Raw genomic sequence first — 16,882 nt, forward strand, 5'->3', positions numbered from 1 at the left:
CAAATAGGCGCCCTGTATACCCTGTGGGAGCGAGCCTGCTCGCGATAGCGGTCTATCCGACACATTAATGTTGGCTGACACACCGCTATCGCGAGCAGGCTCGCTCCCACAGGGGTGGTGGTACAGGTTGGCTGTTAGCGAACGCTGCTCTCGAAGCGGCTCGCCCCTGCCAGTTCCAGGACCAGTTCATCGCCCGCATTCAGCGGCCCGACGCCCGCCGGGGTGCCGGTGAGGATCACGTCGCCGGCCTGCAGCGAGAAACAACCGGCCATGTATTGGATCATCGGCACGATGGGGTTGAGCATCAGGCTGCTGTTGCCGTCCTGGCGCACTTCACCGTTGATGGTCAGGCGCACGGGAATGTCGGTCAGGTCGGCAAACGTATCCTTCGAGACAAATGGCGCGATCACTGCCGCGCCGTCGAAGGACTTGGCGACTTCCCACGGCAGGCCCTTGGCCTTGAGCTCGGCCTGTTTATCCCGCAGGGTCAGGTCCAAGGCTGGGGCGAAGCCGGAGATCGCGTCCAGGACTTCTTCAACGCTGGGCTTGGTGGACAGTGGCTTGCCGATCAGGACTGCGATTTCCGCCTCGTAGTGCACCGAGCCACGATCGGCGGGAATGCTGAAACCGCCTTCCAGCGGCACCACGCAACTGCCCGGCTTGATGAACAGCAAGGGTTCGGTGGGCACCGGGTTATCCAGTTCCTTGGCATGTTCGGCGTAGTTACGGCCAATGCACACCACTTTCCCCAGCGGGAAATGAATACGTGTACCGTCGACATACTGGTGCTGATAGCTCATTACCGACTCCTGCTTCTTGGATTCATCAGGTATTTTTAGGCGTCAAACCGCGAAAATCTTGCCTGGGTTCATGATGCCGTTCGGGTCGAATACCGCCTTGACGGCTTTCATGTATTCGATCTCCACTGGCGAACGACTATAAGTCAGGTAGTCGCGCTTGGTCATGCCCACGCCGTGTTCGGCGGAAATCGAGCCGTTGTACTTCTCGACGGTTTCAAAGACCCATTTGTTTACGGTCGCGCACTTGGCGAAGAATTCATCCTTGCTCAGGTTTTCCGGCTTGAGGATGTTCAAGTGCAGATTGCCATCGCCGATGTGACCGAACCAGACGATTTCGAAGTCCGGGTAATGTTCGCCAACGATCGCGTCAATTTCCTGCAAGAAGGCCGGGACTTTGGAGACGGTCACCGAAATATCGTTCTTGTAGGGCGTCCAGTGGGAGATGGTTTCGGAGATGTACTCGCGCAATTTCCACAGGTTCTGTAGTTGGGTTTCGCTCTGGCTCATCACGCCATCCAGCACCCAGCCTTGTTCCACGCAGTGCTCGAAGGTCTCCAAGGCTTGGTTGGCGATCTCTTCCGTGGTGGCTTCGAATTCCAGCAGGGCGTAGAACGGGCACTCGGTTTCGAACGGCGCCGGTACGTCGCCACGACCGAGGACCTTGGCCAGGGCCTTGTCGGAGAAAAATTCGAAGGCGGTCAGGTCCAGCTTGCCCTGGAAGGCGTGCAGCACCGGCATGATCGAGTCGAAGTCCGAGGTGCCGAGCACCATGGCGGTGAGGTTTTTCGGCGCACGGTCCAGGCGCATGGTGGCCTCGACCACGAAGCCCAGGGTGCCCTCGGCGCCGATGAACAGCTGCCGCAAGTCGTAGCCGGTGGCGTTCTTGATCAGGTCCTTGTTCAATTCCAACACGTCGCCCTTGCCGGTGACGACCTTCATGCCCGCCACCCAGTTGCGGGTCATGCCATAGCGAATGACCTTGATCCCGCCGGCATTGGTGCCGATATTGCCGCCAATCTGGCTGGAACCTGCCGAAGCGAAGTCCACCGGATAGTACAGCCCATGCTCTTCGGCCTTGTTCTGCAGTTGCTCGGTGACCACGCCCGGCTGGCACACGGCAGTGCGGTCGGTGAGGTTCACATCGAGAATCTGGTTCATGTAGTCGAATGACACCACCACTTCGCCGTTGGCGGCCACGGCAGCGGCGGACAACCCGGTACGCCCGCCCGACGGCACCAGCGCAACATTGTGCACATTGGCCCAACGCACGATGGCCTGGACCTGTTCGGTGGTCTTGGGAAAGACAATGGCCGAAGGCGCCGGGGCGAAATGCTTGGTCCAGTCCTTGCCGTAAGCGTTCAGGGAGTCGGCATCGGTCAGGACCTTGCCAGGCTCAACCAGGGTCTTCAGCTCATCTATCACGGCAGGATGGGTCATCGACAGAACTCTCGAACAATTCATGGTCATCCTGAGAACGCTTCACGTCGCAGGAATGAGTGTTTGCGGGGTGCGTATGCTAGCATACCGACCCCGCAGCGTAGTGCCCAACGGCTGTTCTGCGGCGACGGCTGTCACGCCGGTCGGGCCAGCATGCGCTGTCCGATTCCCTGCCATTTTTCTCCGGGACACAGGTTTACGCAGATGAGCAAGACTTCTCTCGATAAGAGCAAGATCAAGTTCCTTCTTCTCGAAGGCGTCCACCAATCGGCTGTCGACGTCCTCAAGTCGGCGGGCTACACCAGCATCGAGTACATCACCAGTTCTCTGCCGGAAGCCCAGCTCAAGGAAAAGATCGCCGATGCTCACTTCATCGGTATTCGCTCCCGTACTCAACTGACCGAAGAGATCTTCGACCACGCCAAGAAACTGGTCGCGGTCGGCTGCTTCTGCATCGGCACCAACCAGGTTGACCTCAACGCGGCGCGCGAGCGCGGTATCGCGGTGTTCAACGCGCCGTACTCCAACACCCGTTCCGTGGCCGAACTGGTGCTGGCCGAAGCGATCCTGCTGCTGCGCGGCATCCCTGAGAAGAACGCTTCCTGCCACCGTGGCGGCTGGATCAAGAGCGCGGCCAACTCCTTCGAAATCCGTGGCAAGAAGCTGGGTATCATCGGCTACGGTTCGATCGGCACGCAGTTGTCGGTACTGGCTGAAGGCCTTGGCATGCAGGTGTTCTTCTACGACACCGTGACCAAGCTGCCCCTGGGCAACGCCACCCAGGTCAACGACTTGCACGAGTTGTTGGGCATGTCCGACATCGTGACCCTGCATGTGCCGGAAACCGCTGCCACCCAGTGGATGATCGGCGAGAAGGAAATCCGTGCCATCAAGAAGGGCGGGATCCTGATCAACGCCGCGCGTGGCACCGTGGTCAAGCTCGACGCCCTGGCCGACGCGATCAAGGACAAGCACCTGATCGGCGCCGCCATCGACGTGTTCCCGGTGGAGCCACGCTCCAACGATGACATCTTCGAAAGCCCGCTGCGTGGCCTGGACAACGTGATCCTGACCCCGCACATCGGCGGTTCCACCGCTGAAGCCCAAGCCAACATCGGCCTGGAAGTGGCGGAGAAACTGGTCAAGTACAGCGACAACGGTACGTCGGTATCGTCGGTGAACTTCCCGGAAGTGGCCCTGCCGGCGCACCCTGGCAAGCACCGCCTGCTGCACATCCACGAGAACATCCCGGGCGTGATGAGCGAGATCAACAAGGTCTTCGCCGAAAACGGCATCAACATTTCCGGTCAGTTCCTGCAGACCAACGAGAAAGTCGGCTACGTCGTGATCGACGTCGACGCCGAATACTCGGACCTGGCGCAAGAGAAGCTGCAGCACATCAATGGCACGATTCGTTGCCGCGTGTTGTTCTAAGCAGATCTGGCGTGCAATAAAAAAACGGGAGCCCCAAAAGGGCTCCCGTTTTTTTTATCTGACACCCCATCAAACCCCTGTGGGAGCGGGCTTGCTCGCGAAGGCGGTGTGTCAGTGGATATATTGCTGGCTGATACACCGCCTTCGCGAGCAAGCCCGCTCCCACAAGAATCTGCGTTGTGTCAGCCGGTGTTGTGTTACTTCACGTTGACAGTGATTTTCTCGGACACGATCGACGGATCGAACGGCATGTGGCCGCTGTCGCCCAGGATCAGTTGCAAGGTGTGCTTGCCCGGCGCCAGTTTGATGGTGGCCTCGGTTTGCGCCTTGCCGAAGTGCATGTGGTTGGCGTCGGTCGGAATCGGCGCGCCTTCGGCCGGCAGCTTGTCGACATCGATCAGCAAATGATGGTGGCCGGTATTCTTGGTTATATCGCCGGCCGGGGCCAGGGCGATGTCCTTGACGCCGAACTTGACCTTGAATTCCTGGGCGACCGTGGCGCCGTCTTCCGGGGAAACGATGAACACTTCTGCACCTTTGGGCGCCGGCGTCGCGGCACTTGCCAGCATCGAAGCGCCCAATAACAGACCGGCCAACGCGGCACGAGACATAAAGCTTTTCATTTTTTTCTCCAGTTTTTTCATGAAATCCGCCTGGCCATCACAACTTCATGACCAATCGTTGTCGAAGCCTGCAACAACCATAGCAAAGCGAGCCTGAAACGAGCGTCGCTTGTATAAATACAAAGGAGTGACCATGCGCTTTCTGCCTGGCCTGATTTGCCTGCTACCCCTTTTGAGTCCCCTGGCTCATGCCGAACTGATCGACGACATCAATGACCGTGGCGAGCTGCGCATTGCTCTCGAGGCCAACACCGCGCCCTTCAACTTCAAGGAAGACGGCAAGCTCACCGGTTTCGAAGTGGAGCTGGGTGAAATGCTCGCGGCCGAACTCGATGTGCGCCCCGACTTCGTGGTCACCGATGCCGCGGATCTGCTGCCCGGTGTGGAGAGTGGCAAGTACGACGTTGCCATCAACCACATAGCAATGACCCCGGAACTGGCGGAACGTTTCGACCTCAGTACGGCTTATAGCCGCCCGGATGCGCAACTGCTGGCGAGCAAGGAGGAGCCGCAGCGTCCGTTGGTCATGGCGCAGTCGTTCCAGCCGGAAGAAAAGAGCGGCCCGCCGCCGAGCCTGGTGATTCCGTTCCAGAAGGGCAACCCGGCGTTCAAGGCCAGCCTGGATAATGCCCTGGCGCGGATCAAGGATGATGGGAGGCTGGAGCAGTTGTCGCAGAAGTGGTTGGTTAAGCAGGACTGAGGAAAACCTTGAATCAAGCGCAACTCTTGTGGCGAAGGAGTCTGCTTTCGCTCGGCGGCGCAGCCGTCGTAAAGCCGATGACGCCGTCTGCCTGGAAAAATCACATCATCCGGATTGGGGCCGCTTCGCGGCCCAGCGGGAGCAAGCTCCCTCGCCACAGGGGCCAGTGTCCATCCGGTTCGGGTGGGTTTGCCTTCAAGGCCTGCGCCAGACACTCGCCAACCAAGGCTGCTGCTCCCGCGGCAGTCCCGCTGGTCGGTAGTAATGCTCCAGTTCCACGAAGCCGGCTTCGCCAAGCAGCGTGCGCCAGCCCGCGAGGTCGTGGTAGGCGCCGAAGCGCTGGCCGTTCCAGCCTTCCTGGTTTTCGCCCCGAGGGTTGGAGCTGAACAGCACGCCGCCGGGCTTGAGCGTGGCGTGCAATTGCTTGAGCACCCGCGGCAGTTCCTGAACAGGGACATGAAACAGCACCGCGTTGGCGAAAATTCCGTCAAAGCGCTCGGCCGGCAGGTCGAGCGCCAGGAAGTCTTGTTGCCACACCTCGCAGCCGCTGTCCTGGCGCGCCATCCGGGCAAACTCTTCTGAGCCGTCGAGGCCGACCGCGACATGGCCCATGGCCGTGAATGTGCGCAAGTCGCGCCCCGGGCCGCAGCCCAAATCCAGGATGTGCAGCGGTGCCTGGCCCTGGATATGGCGCAGCAAGGCGTCGATGTTCTGGCTGACATCATGGTCGCGGGTGCCTTCGCGGAAGCTCTCCGCCACGGCATTGTAATGGCCCAGGGTCGTGGCAGTGATGGCGTGCAGGTCTTCGGTGGTGTGTTTCATGATCGCGGGCTTGGGTGAGGAGTTTCAGCCGACTATACCGCAAGCCCGCGGACCTGCCTGTGGGAGCGCAGCTTGCTCGCGATTGCGGTCGTCCAGCGGGCATCCATGCTGGATGGAACACGGCTATCGCGAGCAAGCTGTGCTCCCACAGGCTCGTCCATAAGGGGCTTTGTGTATTGGAATTGTGGCAAGGGCTCAATGCCCATGACTTCTGCCCACATGCGAATGCTCCACCTCCGGCGCCACCGCCCCGCTCACCTCCAACCGCTGCAAGATCCCGCATTGATCCAAATCCGGTCCTTCGCCACAGCGATGGCGCAGGTCGATCAGTTGCGTCTGCAGGGCCAACAAGCCATCGATGCGGGCCTTGACGTGCTGGATGTGTTCGTCGATCAGCGCGTTGACGCTTTCGCATTGGTCCTGAGGGCTGTCGCGCAGGGCCAGGAGGCTGCGGATTTCTTCCAGGGTCATGTCCAGGGTGCGGCAGTTGCGGATGAAGGTCAGCCGCTCGGCGTGGGCCTGGGTGTAGACACGGTAGTTGCCGTCGCTGCGGGCCGGTTCAGGCAGCAAGCCTTCGCGCTCGTAGTAGCGGATGGTTTCGACCTGGCAGTCGGTGATTTTCGCCAGTTCTCCGATCTTCATGGTGCGACCTCCCAAATAGGTGCTTGACCCTATAGTGGCTACAGGGTCTTTACTGCGCAACAGGCACTTTTCATGGACGTTACCGATGAGCGATTCCCTTCACATCCACAAAACCGACCACAACCACGGCCACGGGCAGTCCTGCTGCGCCTCGAAAGCGGCGCCGGCGGTGGTCAATCTCGGCAAAACGCCGACGGACGGCGCGCGCCTGAGCAGTTTTCGCATCGAAGCCATGGACTGCCCCACCGAACAGACGCTGATCCAGAACAAGCTCGGCAAGCTCGAAGGCGTGCAGCGACTGGAATTCAACCTGATCAACCGCGTGCTGGGCGTGACCCACGACCTGCCCAGCGACGCGCCGATCATCAAGGCCATCGAGTCCTTAGGCATGCAGGCCGACCCGCTGACCGCGGGCGAGAAACCGCAAAGCCACGACCTGCCCGCCCCGGCCAAGCCCTGGTGGCCGTTGGCGCTGTCCGGCGTGACGGCCCTGGGCGCCGAGGTAATCCACTTCACCAATGCCGCGCCAAACTGGGTGGTCGCGCTGGTGGCGTTGGTGTCGATCCTCAGCGGCGGCCTGGGTACCTACAAGAAGGGCTGGATCGCCCTGAAGAACCGCAACCTGAACATCAACGCGCTGATGAGCATCGCTGTGACCGGCGCCGTGTTGATTGGCCAATGGCCGGAAGCGGCAATGGTGATGTTCCTGTTCACCGTGGCCGAACTGATCGAAGCCAAATCCCTGGATCGGGCGCGCAACGCCATCAGCGGCCTGATGCAGATGGCCCCGGAACAGGCCACCGTGCAGCAGGCCGATGGCAGCTGGCAGGTTCAGGAGGTCAAGGCCATTGCCCTCGGCGCGCGGGTGCGGGTGCGGCCCGGCGAACGCGTCGGCCTGGACGGTGAGGTGATCGCCGGACGCTCGACCGTCGACCAGGCACCGATTACCGGTGAAAGCCTGCCGGTGGAAAAAATCGCCGGTGACAAGGTGTTCGCCGGCACCATCAACCAGGCTGGCGAACTGGAATATCAGGTGACGGCGGCGGCCGATCAATCGACCCTGGCGCGAATCATCCACGCCGTCGAACAGGCCCAAGGCTCCCGGGCGCCGACCCAGCGCTTCGTCGACCGCTTCTCGACGATCTATACCCCGGCGGTGTTTGCCCTGGCCCTGGCGGTGGCGATCATTCCACCGCTGTTCATGGGCGCATTGTGGTTCGACTGGATCTACCGGGCCCTGGTGCTGCTGGTGGTCGCTTGCCCGTGCGCGCTGGTGATTTCCACCCCTGTGACCATCGTCAGCGGCCTCGCCGCCGCCGCGCGCAAAGGCATCCTGGTCAAGGGCGGCGTCTACCTGGAGGGTGGCTACAAGCTCGACTATCTGGCGTTGGACAAGACCGGCACGATCACCCACGGCAAACCGGTGCAAACCGACTATGTGGCCTTGGACCCTACTCTGGAAAGCACAGCCCCGGCCCTGGCCGCCAGCCTCGCCGCCCGCTCCGACCACCCGGTGTCCCGGGCGATTGCCAACGCGGCGGTGGATAAGCAAGTGGTGCAGCAGGCTGTGGATAACTTCGCGGCGCTGGCCGGGCGCGGCGTGCGCGGCGACATCGACGGCCGGACCTATCACTTGGGCAACCACCGCTTGGTGGAAGACCTCGGCCTGTGCTCTCCCGAACTGGAAGAAAAACTCTTCGCCCTGGAAAAACAAGGCAAGTCCGTGGTGCTGCTGCTCGACGCTACAGGCCCCTTGGCGTTGTTTGCCGTCGCCGACACCGTGAAGGACTCCAGCCGCGAGGCCATCCGGCAACTGCATGAACTGGGCATCAAGACCCTGATGCTCACCGGCGACAACGCCCACACCGCCGAAGCGATTGCCGCGCAAGTGGGTATGGATCAGGCGCGGGGCGACTTGTTGCCAGAAGACAAGCTGCAAGCCATCGAAGCGCTGTATACCCAGGGTCACCGGGTCGGCATGGTCGGCGACGGCATCAACGACGCCCCGGCCCTGGCCCGTTCGGAAGTCGGTTTCGCCATGGCGGCGGCCGGCACCGACACGGCTATCGAGACCGCCGACGTCGCCTTGATGGACGATGACCTGCGCAAGATTCCAGCGTTCATTCGCCTGTCGCGGCAGACGTCCAGCATCCTGAAACAGAACATTGTCCTGGCACTGGTGATCAAGGCCATCTTTCTCGGCATCACCTTCGCCGGGTTCGCCACCATGTGGATGGCGGTGTTTGCCGATATGGGGGTGAGTTTGCTGGTGGTGTTCAATGGGTTGCGGTTGTTGCGCAAGTAAGTAAAGGCCAGGGTGACTGGGCTGGCCTCATCGCGAGCAGGCTCGCTCCCACAGGGGGCCTCTGGTGCTCACAGAATAGGTGTGCGCTGAAGATCCCTGTGGGAGCGAGCCTGCTCGCGATGGGCTGCACAGCAGCCCTGATGATTCAACGCCAACTCAATCACGCTTCGGCTCGCGGATCTTGTACCAGGCCACATACAGCGCCGGCAGGAACAGCAGCGTCAGCAACGTGGCGATGATGATCCCGCCGATCATCGCGTAGGCCATCGGCCCCCAGAACACTTCCCGGGCAATCGGGATCATCCCCAGGCTCGCCGCGGCCGCCGTGAGCAGAATCGGCCGGCGGCGGTGTTCGGTGGCCTCCACCACTGCGTCCCAGGGTTCGTAGCCGTCACGTTCGTATTCATCGATCTGGGTCACCAGGATCACCGAGTTACGGATGATGATGCCGATCAGCGCGAGGATCCCGAGAATCGCCACGAAGCCCATGGGCGTGCCCGTCGGCACCAGCGCCAGCACCACGCCAATCAGCCCCAGGGGGGCGACGCTCGCCACCAGAAACAGCTTCTGCACGCTGTGCAGTTGGATCATCAGGAAGGTCGCCATCAGGAACAGCATCAGCGGCACGACGCTGGCAATCGGCCCCTGGGCCTTGCTGCTCTCCTCCACCGTACCGCCCGTGGCGACCTTGTAGCCCACCGGCAGGCCGGCGGCGAACTTGTCGATGTCCGGTTGCAACTGCTTGACCAGGTCGGTGGGCTGGATCTCGTCGCGCACCGCGGCCTTGATGGTGATGGTCGGCTTGCGGTCCCGACGCCACACCAGCGGCTGCTCCAACTCATAACGCACCGTGGCAAACGCCAGCAACGGAATCGAGGTGCCGCTCGGGGTGACGATTTGCAGGTTCTGCAGGGTTTCCGGCGAGCCGCGCTCGGCATCTTCGGCACGGCCAACCACGTTGATCAAATAAATATCGTCGTTGACCTGGGTCACCGGCGAGCCGCTGACAATGCTGTTCATCAGCCTGGCCACGTCATCGGAAGACAAGCCCAATTGCCGCGCCTTGTCCTGGGCAATGTCGATGCGCAGCACTTTGCCCGGCTCGTTCCAGTCGTAGATAATTTCGCCAATGTGCGAGTTCTTGTCCAACTCGGTGGCCAGTTCGATCGCGTGCTTTCGCACTAGGTCGATGTCCTTGCCACTGACCCGGTACTGAATCGGCCGGCCCACCGGCGGGCCCATTTCCAAGGCCTGGACATAGCTGCCAATCCCGACGAAATCCTCACGCAGACGCTTTTGCAGGCGTTCGGTCAACGCCGTGCGCGACTCCAGGCCTTTGCTGACGATCACCAGTTGCGCGTAGTACGGGTTCTGCAGTTGCTGGTCCAGGGGCAGGTAGAAACGAATCGCGCCTTCGCCGATGTAGGTGCTCCAACGCGCGATGTCCGGATCGTCCTTGAGGGTCGCTTCCAGGCGGTCCACGGCTTTGCGGGTCTCTTCCATCGAAGCGTTTTGCGGCAGGTTGAGGTCCACCAGGATTTCCGGACGGTCCGAGGACGGGAAGAACTGGTTCTGCACGAAACGCATGCAAAACACCGCCAGCACGAACAGCAGCACAGTGATACCGATGGCCCACCAGCGATTGCGCATCGCCCACAACAGGCCGCCGTTGAATGCCCGGCCGATCCGCCCCGGCTCGGCGCTGTGGGGTTTGACGTTGGCGCTGAGGATGTGCACGCCGATCACCGGCGCGAACAACACCGCGACGATCCACGATACCAACATCGCCACGGCGATGACCGCGAACAGGGTGAAGGTGTATTCACCGGCGGAGCTGGCGTTCAAGCCGATGGGCACGAAACCGGCCACGGTCACCAGGGTCCCGGTGAGCATGGGAAACGCCGTCGAGGTGTAGGCGAAGGTCGCGGCCTGTTCCTTGCTGTCGCCTTTTTCCAGGCGCGTGACCATCATCTCCACGGTGATCATCGCGTCATCCACCAGCAGGCCGAGGGCGATGATCAACGCGCCGAGGGAAATCCGCTGCATGGTGATGCCGCTGTATTCCATGAACAGGAAGACCATCGCCAGCACCAGCGGAATCGAACAGGCCACCACCAGCCCGGCCCGTACGCCCAGGCTGATAAAGCTGACGACCAGTACAATGATCACCGCCTCGAACAACGCACTGGTAAAGCCGCCGACCGCCTCTTCCACCACCTCGGCCTGGTCCGACACGGTGTGCACGCCAACACCCACTGGCAGGTCGGCGGTCAATTCGGTCATGCGCGCATGCAGCGCCTTGCCGAAATCCTGAATGTTGCCGCCCTTTTTCATTGCAATGGCGAGGCCGATGGCCGGTGTGCCGTTGAAACGGAACATCGGCGTGGCGGGGTCGACGTAGCCGCGACGGATGTCGGCGATGTCGGCCAGTCGATAGAACCGGTCATTGAGCCGCAGGTTGACGTTGGCCAGGTCTTTTTCCGACTGGAACTGCCCGGACGTGCGCACGGAAATCCGCTCCGGCCCGGCATCGATCACCCCGGCCGGGGTCACGGCATTCTGCGATTGCAGGCTCTGCACCACCTGGCGCTGGTCGATGCCCAGGGCGGCGAGCTTGCGCGTGGAGAAGTTCAGGTACAGCACTTCGTCCTGCTCGCCCACCATCTCGACCTTGCCCAGGCCCGGTACGTCACGGATCTCGGCGCGCACCTGTTCCACGTAGTCGCGCAATTGGCGCATCGACAGGCCGTCGCCGGTGAAGGCGTACACCGAACCGTAGACATCGCCGAATTCGTCGTTGAACCCAGGCCCTTGCAAGCCTTCGGGGAAGTCGCCACGAATGTCGTTGATCTTCTTGCGCACCTGGTACCAGATCTCGGGGATTTCCTTGGCCCCGGTGGTATCGCGCAAGTACACGAACACCGTCGACTCCCCTGGTCGGGTGTAGCTTTTTACATAGTCGAGGGAGTCAAGCTCTTCGAGTTTCTTCTCGATGCGGTCGGTGACCTGCCTGAGGGTTTCTTCCTGGGTCGCGCCCGGCCAGCGGGTCTGGATGATCATCGTCTTGATGGTGAACGAGGGGTCTTCCTCGCGACCCAGGTTCATGTACGAAAACACGCCCATCAACAGCGCCACGAACATCAGGTACCAGACGAACGACTGATGCCGCAGGGCCCATTCGGATAAGTTGAAAGGCCCTTTCATCGTGCGTCCTCGTCGAGTTTCACTTTCTGTCCTGGCTGGAGACTGTGCACGCCGGCACTGACCACGCGGTCGCCGGCCTTGATGCCGTTGGCCACCAGCACCGAGTTGGCCGAACGTTCCAGGATCTGCACGTCACGGGGTGAGACGGTCTGGGTGTGCGGGTCGACCAGCCAGATGCGGGCTTTGCCGTCGATTTCTTGCAGCGCGCTGAGCGGCAGCTCGATGCGCGGTTCGATGGTCGAGCTCAGGGTCACGCTGATGGCCGTGCCCAGGCGAAAACCCGGCGGTGTGTCGGTCAGCGTGAGGCGCGCGCGACGGGTGCGGGTCGCGCTCTGGGCCTGGGGTTCGATCTCACGGACGATGGCACTGGTGTGGATGCTCGGGTCCAATTGCGCGGCGACTTCGAACACCACGTCCGTGGGCAATCGTTCGACCAGCCCGGCCGGCAGGTCGATCACCGCTTCCTTGATGTCCGGGCGGGCCAGGGTCACCACTTGCTGGCCGGCGGTGACCACCTGCCCGGCTTCGGCGTTCCAGGCGGTGACGACGGCGTCGTGGTCCGTGTGCAATTGGCTGTAGTTGAGTTGGTCGCGGGCCTGTTCCACCGAAGCCCGGGCCTGTTCAAGGGACGCCCCGGTGGTTTTCAGGTCGGTCTGGGCGATGTCCAGTTGCGCCTGGGCGCCGACGCCACGGTCGAACAGTTGCTGCTGGCGACGGGCATTGGCCTGGGCATTGATGTACTGCGCCTCGATCCGCGCCAGATCGCCCTGGGCGGCACGCAACTGGTTCTGCTGGTCGGTGGGATCGAGCGTGGCGAGCAGGTCGCCCTTCTTCACTTCGGCGCCAACATCGACGTTGCGGCTGGCAATGCGTCCGGGCACGCGGAAACCGACGTTGCTCTCGTAACGCGCCTGAATATTCCCGGCGAACCGCCCGAGGGCCTGCTGGTCGAGGGCCCGGACTTCAACGGACAACACCGGACGCACCGGCTCAGGTGGCGCTTCCTCCTTGGAGCAGGCCGCCAGCAACAGACCGGCCGAGACCATCCACACACGCTTCATGGCTGGGCTCCCGGTTTGGTTTTTTCATAAGTGTTTTCAGCGATCTCGACACGTACGCCGGGGTGCAGCAACTGACCGCCTGCGGTGACGATTTTCTCTCCCCCCTTGAGGCCTTCGCTGATGATGACCTTGCCGGTCAGGTAGCGGCCGACGGTCACCGTCTGCAACTGCGCCTTGCCTTCGCCGTCCACCCGCCACACGGCCGGCTCACTGAGGTTCTTGGTCAGGGCCGACCACGGCAACTCGAAGGCGGTCTTGCCGGCGGACTTGGCCGTGGCGCTGACCACCGACCCCAGGCGCATGCCTTCGGGCAAGTCATCGAGGGTCACCTTGACCTGCACGGTGCCGGTCTGGGCGGACACCGCCGGGGTGATCTCACGCACCGTGCCGGTGGTCTTGATGGTGGGGTTATCCAACAGGCTGATGGTGATCGCAGGGTCAGACGGCGGTTCGCTCAACAGTGACTCGTAGATGTTGAACACCGCGTCGCGTTCACCATCCCGGGCCAGGCTGAAGATCGGCTCCGTGGCCTGCACCACTTGGCCGACTTCCGCCTGGCGCGCAGTGATGATGCCCGGCGCTTCGGCAATCAACGCGGTGTAGCTCAGTTGCTCACGGGCATTGGCCAATTGGGCCTGGGCGGCGGTCAGTGCACTCTGGCTGCTGCGCAGTTGGGCCTGGGCCGCGTCGTATTCGCTCTGGCTGGTGTAGCCCTTGGGCAGGAGTTTCTGTTGGCGCACGAACGCCGCCGCGCTCTGCTTGACCCGCGCCTGCTCGGCGGCCACCTGGGCCTCGGCGGAGTCGACGTTGGTCTGCAGGTCCCGGGGATCGAGCCGGGCCAGCACTTGCCGGGCCGAGACCCGGTCGCCGACATCCACCTTGCGCTCGATGATCTTGCCACCCACGCGAAACGACAGGTCGGCCTGCACCCGGGCCTGGACATCGCCGGTCAGGGTCACCGAGGCCGCGTATTCGCTGGGCACGGCCTGCTGCACGAAAACCCGTGGCAGGGCCTTTTCTTCGGGCTTCTTGTCACCGCACCCCGCCAACAACGCACACACGCCCAAGCCAACAATCAATTTGATTCCGGGACCAGCCATGCAGACTCCTTTGCGTTGTACGGACGTACCAGTGACGATACGACTGTGAGCTTAGAACAGGGTTCACTCAAAGCACAGCAATCGGGCAGACTTGTTCCCGACGCCCATGCAAAGGAAATCTGCATGCTCAAGACATTGGCGGTGGCCAACTATCGATCGATCAATAAACTGGTCATCCCCCTGGGCCGACTGAACCTGATCACCGGTCCCAACGGCAGTGGCAAATCCAATCTGTACCGCGCCCTGCGCCTGCTGGCCGAGACGGCCCAGGGCGGGGTGGTCAACGCCCTGGCCCGTGAAGGCGGACTGGACTCGACCTTCTGGGCCGGGCCAGAGGAAATCAGTCGCCGCATGCGTAACGGCGAGGTGCCGGTCCAGGCAGTTGCGCGCCAGGGCGCCAAGCGCCTGCGCCTGGGGTTCGCCGGCGAAGACTTCAGCTATTGCATCGCCCTGGGCTTGCCGGAGCCCAGTCGTTCGGCATTTTCACTGGACCCGGAAATCAAGCGCGAATGCATTTGGGCCGGCCCGGTGTTTCGGCCGGCCAGCCTGCTGGTGGACCGCAACGGGCCGATGATCCGTGCCCGCGAAGGCCGTTCATGGGATGTACTGGCCCAGCACACGCCGACCTTCGACAGCCTGTTCGACCAGGTCGGCAGCCTGCGCACTTCGCCGGAGGTCCTGCAAATGCGCGAGTTCATTCGTCGCTGGCGCTTCTACGATCATTTTCGTAGCGACGCCGACGCCCCGGTGCGCCAACCGCAACTGGGCACCCGCACGCCGGTGCTGCATCACGATGGGCGCGACTTGGCCGCGGCGCTGCAGACCATTCTTGAAATCGGTGACGACGAAGCCCTGCACGCGGCCATCGGCGACGCGTTCCCCGGGGCCCGCCTGGACATCGAGAAACTGCAAGGCGGACGTTTTGCCATCGCGTTCCAGCAACATGGTTTGCTGCGGCCACTGACCGCCGCCGAACTGTCGGACGGGACCTTGCGCTATCTGTTGTTGGTGGCCGCCCTGCTCACCCCCAGGCCGCCCTCGCTGATGGTGCTCAACGAACCGGAAACCAGCCTGCACCCGGACCTGTTGCCGGCCCTGGCGCGGTTGATCATCCGTGCCTCGGCCAATTGCCAGGTCTGGGTGGTGTCCCATGCCACGCGCCTGATCGCCGCCCTGGAACAGGATGAGCAGTGCAATTGCATTGTGCTGGAGAAAGACCTTGGACAGACCGGGATTGTCGGGCAACGGGCGTTGGATGAACCGGCGTGGCATTGGCCGGATTGAGTGGCGCCTGACAAACCGAATCGCGAGCAGGCTCGCTCCCACAATGGGCCGGTGTTGAGCTCATGCTTTCTCGCCACTGGATTTGCCGCGCAGGCTAAAGACGACTATTTTCCTTGCGCCGCAGGGAGAATTTTTGTCATCTCCCTCACCCTTACAAGGAAGAAGAACATGGCTGACGTAAAAGTGCCGCAGCGACTGGAACCGCAGGAAATAGTGAAATTATTGGTGGCGTTGCGCCGGGCGTTGAAGACCAGGGTGGGCTGATTTGCGCGTTTGATCTTGTGGCGAGGGAGCTTGCTCCCGCTGGCCTGCGTAGCAGGCCCCCGACAGTCTTCAGGTAGACCGCGATAGCAGGTTTTGCGACTGCTGCGCAGCCGAGCGGGAGCAAGCTCCCTCGCCACAGGTAATCCTGTCCCCTACCCAAGCAATCTTTCGAGCGTAAAAAAAACGCCGACGCTGTATCAGCCGTCGGCGTTTGAAACCGCAAAAGGGTCTACCGCGCGAATCAGAACGCCGGCAGTACCGCGCCGCTGTATTTCTTCTCGATGAACGCCTTCACTTCAGGGCTGGTCAGGGCCTTGGCCAGTTTCTGGATGGCCGGGCTGTCCTTGTTGTCCGGACGGGCCACCAGGAAGTTCACGTAAGGCGAGTCCGAACCTTCGATCACCAAGGCGTCCTTGGCTGGGTTAAGACCTGCTTCCAAGGCGTAATTGGTGTTGATCATGTCCAGGTCGACCTGATCCAACACACGCGGCAGCATGGCCGACTCCAGTTCCTTGAACTTGAAGTTCTTAGGGTTCTCGGCAATGTCCTTCGGCGTCGCCAGGGCGTTTTTCGGATCCTTGAGTGTGATCAGGCCAGCCTTCTGCAGCAGGATCAGCGCACGGCCGCTGTTGCTGCCTTCGTTAGGGATGGCGATGGTTGCGCCGTCCTTCAGCTCAGCCAGGCTCTTGACCTTTTTCGAGTAGCCGCCAAACGGTTCGACGTGCACGCCGATGACCGTCACCAGGTGAGTGCCTTTGCCTTCGTTGAAGCTCTTGAGGTAAGGCAAGGTCTGGAAGTAGTTGGCGTCCAGGCGTTTCTGGTCGACTTGTACGTTGGGTTGGACGTAGTCGGTGAAAACCTTGATCTGCAAATCCACGCCTTCTTTAGCCAGGGCCGGCTTGATCAGCTCGAGAATTTCCGCGTGGGGTACTGGCGTGGCGGCCACGACCAGTTTCTCTGCGGCCTGGGCTAGGCCCGAGGCCAGGGCTGCCGCCAATGCGGTGAACAACAGAACCTTTTTCATGCAGTGTCCTTATCGAAAATCACGGTCGTCATGGACGACGGCTAAATGTGGGTGTGCCAGTGAAGTGCTATCGCTGGCGTGATGCGGACAATACCGATATTTTTTATTCCTTAACAATATCTTTTATTCAAGTTCATATTCATATTATTCATATACAAGACGACGCTTTTGTGGCGAGGGAG

At 61.7% G+C, this 16,882-nt stretch carries 13 protein-coding genes; 4 read left to right on the top strand and 9 right to left on the bottom strand.

Annotated elements, in window-relative coordinates; translation table 11 throughout:
- Positions 1 to 134: 134 nt before the first annotated feature.
- Positions 135 to 800: a fumarylacetoacetate hydrolase family protein gene (locus tag J3361_RS21285; RefSeq protein WP_207966186.1), complete on the bottom strand. Its 666-nt coding sequence runs from the start codon at positions 798 to 800 to the stop codon at positions 135 to 137.
- Between the two features lie 42 nt (positions 801 to 842).
- Positions 843 to 2,237, bottom strand: coding sequence for an FAD-binding oxidoreductase (locus J3361_RS21290; RefSeq protein WP_207966187.1), 1,395 nt, complete (start codon positions 2,235 to 2,237; stop codon positions 843 to 845).
- A 204-nt stretch (positions 2,238 to 2,441) separates the two neighbouring features.
- Between J3361_RS21290 and serA the strand changes: the two genes are divergently transcribed.
- Positions 2,442 to 3,671: a phosphoglycerate dehydrogenase gene (serA, locus tag J3361_RS21295; RefSeq protein ID WP_207966188.1), complete on the top strand. Its 1,230-nt coding sequence runs from the start codon at positions 2,442 to 2,444 to the stop codon at positions 3,669 to 3,671.
- Positions 3,672 to 3,868: 197 nt separating this feature from the next.
- Here the strand turns inward: serA and J3361_RS21300 are convergent, their stop codons facing one another.
- The gene (locus J3361_RS21300) at positions 3,869 to 4,294 is read right to left on the bottom strand and encodes a DUF4399 domain-containing protein (protein WP_207966189.1); all 426 of its coding nucleotides are present in this window, start codon (positions 4,292 to 4,294) and stop codon (positions 3,869 to 3,871) included.
- Between the two features lie 133 nt (positions 4,295 to 4,427).
- Between J3361_RS21300 and J3361_RS21305 the strand changes: the two genes are divergently transcribed.
- Entirely contained in the window at positions 4,428 to 4,994 is a 567-nt protein-coding gene (locus J3361_RS21305) for a transporter substrate-binding domain-containing protein (RefSeq protein WP_207966190.1), read from the top strand.
- A 195-nt stretch (positions 4,995 to 5,189) separates the two neighbouring features.
- On the opposite strand, the gene J3361_RS21310 is transcribed toward J3361_RS21305, so the two are convergent.
- A complete protein-coding gene (locus J3361_RS21310; protein ID WP_207966191.1) occupies positions 5,190 to 5,816 on the bottom strand; it encodes a class I SAM-dependent methyltransferase in 627 nt (208 codons plus the stop codon).
- Positions 5,817 to 6,011: 195 nt separating this feature from the next.
- Entirely contained in the window at positions 6,012 to 6,458 is a 447-nt protein-coding gene (cadR, locus tag J3361_RS21315; RefSeq protein WP_003196623.1) for a Cd(II)/Pb(II)-responsive transcriptional regulator, read from the bottom strand.
- A gap of 85 nt (positions 6,459 to 6,543) precedes the next feature.
- Between cadR and J3361_RS21320 the strand changes: the two genes are divergently transcribed.
- Complete coding sequence (locus tag J3361_RS21320; RefSeq protein WP_207966192.1) at positions 6,544 to 8,763, top strand: heavy metal translocating P-type ATPase; 2,220 nt, start codon at positions 6,544 to 6,546, stop codon at positions 8,761 to 8,763.
- Positions 8,764 to 8,919: 156 nt separating this feature from the next.
- Here the strand turns inward: J3361_RS21320 and J3361_RS21325 are convergent, their stop codons facing one another.
- Genes J3361_RS21325 through J3361_RS21335 form a run of 3 tightly spaced genes read right to left on the bottom strand, consistent with a single transcriptional unit; the run spans position 8,920 to position 14,128 of the window.
- Positions 8,920 to 11,967 carry an efflux RND transporter permease subunit gene (locus tag J3361_RS21325; protein ID WP_207966193.1) on the bottom strand — a complete coding sequence of 1,016 codons (3,048 nt, stop codon included), beginning with the start codon at positions 11,965 to 11,967 and terminating at the stop codon, positions 8,920 to 8,922.
- Entirely contained in the window at positions 11,964 to 13,028 is a 1,065-nt protein-coding gene (locus J3361_RS21330; RefSeq protein ID WP_207966194.1) for an efflux RND transporter periplasmic adaptor subunit, read from the bottom strand. Before J3361_RS21330 ends, J3361_RS21325 begins: the two co-directional genes overlap by 4 nt.
- Positions 13,025 to 14,128, bottom strand: coding sequence for an efflux RND transporter periplasmic adaptor subunit (locus J3361_RS21335; RefSeq protein ID WP_207966195.1), 1,104 nt, complete (start codon positions 14,126 to 14,128; stop codon positions 13,025 to 13,027). Before J3361_RS21335 ends, J3361_RS21330 begins: the two co-directional genes overlap by 4 nt.
- 123 nt (positions 14,129 to 14,251) lie before the next feature.
- On the opposite strand from J3361_RS21335, the gene J3361_RS21340 reads away from it, so the two are divergent.
- Positions 14,252 to 15,412, top strand: coding sequence for an AAA family ATPase (locus tag J3361_RS21340; RefSeq protein WP_207966196.1), 1,161 nt, complete (start codon positions 14,252 to 14,254; stop codon positions 15,410 to 15,412).
- A 505-nt stretch (positions 15,413 to 15,917) separates the two neighbouring features.
- Here the strand turns inward: J3361_RS21340 and J3361_RS21345 are convergent.
- Positions 15,918 to 16,700, bottom strand: a complete 783-nt coding sequence (locus J3361_RS21345) for a MetQ/NlpA family ABC transporter substrate-binding protein (RefSeq protein ID WP_207966197.1) — start codon at positions 16,698 to 16,700, stop codon at positions 15,918 to 15,920.
- Positions 16,701 to 16,882: the final 182 nt, after the last annotated feature.

It is taken from the genome of Pseudomonas sp. OA65, assembly GCF_017498305.1.
Classification (GTDB): Bacteria; Pseudomonadota; Gammaproteobacteria; order Pseudomonadales; family Pseudomonadaceae; genus Aquipseudomonas; species Aquipseudomonas zanjanensis.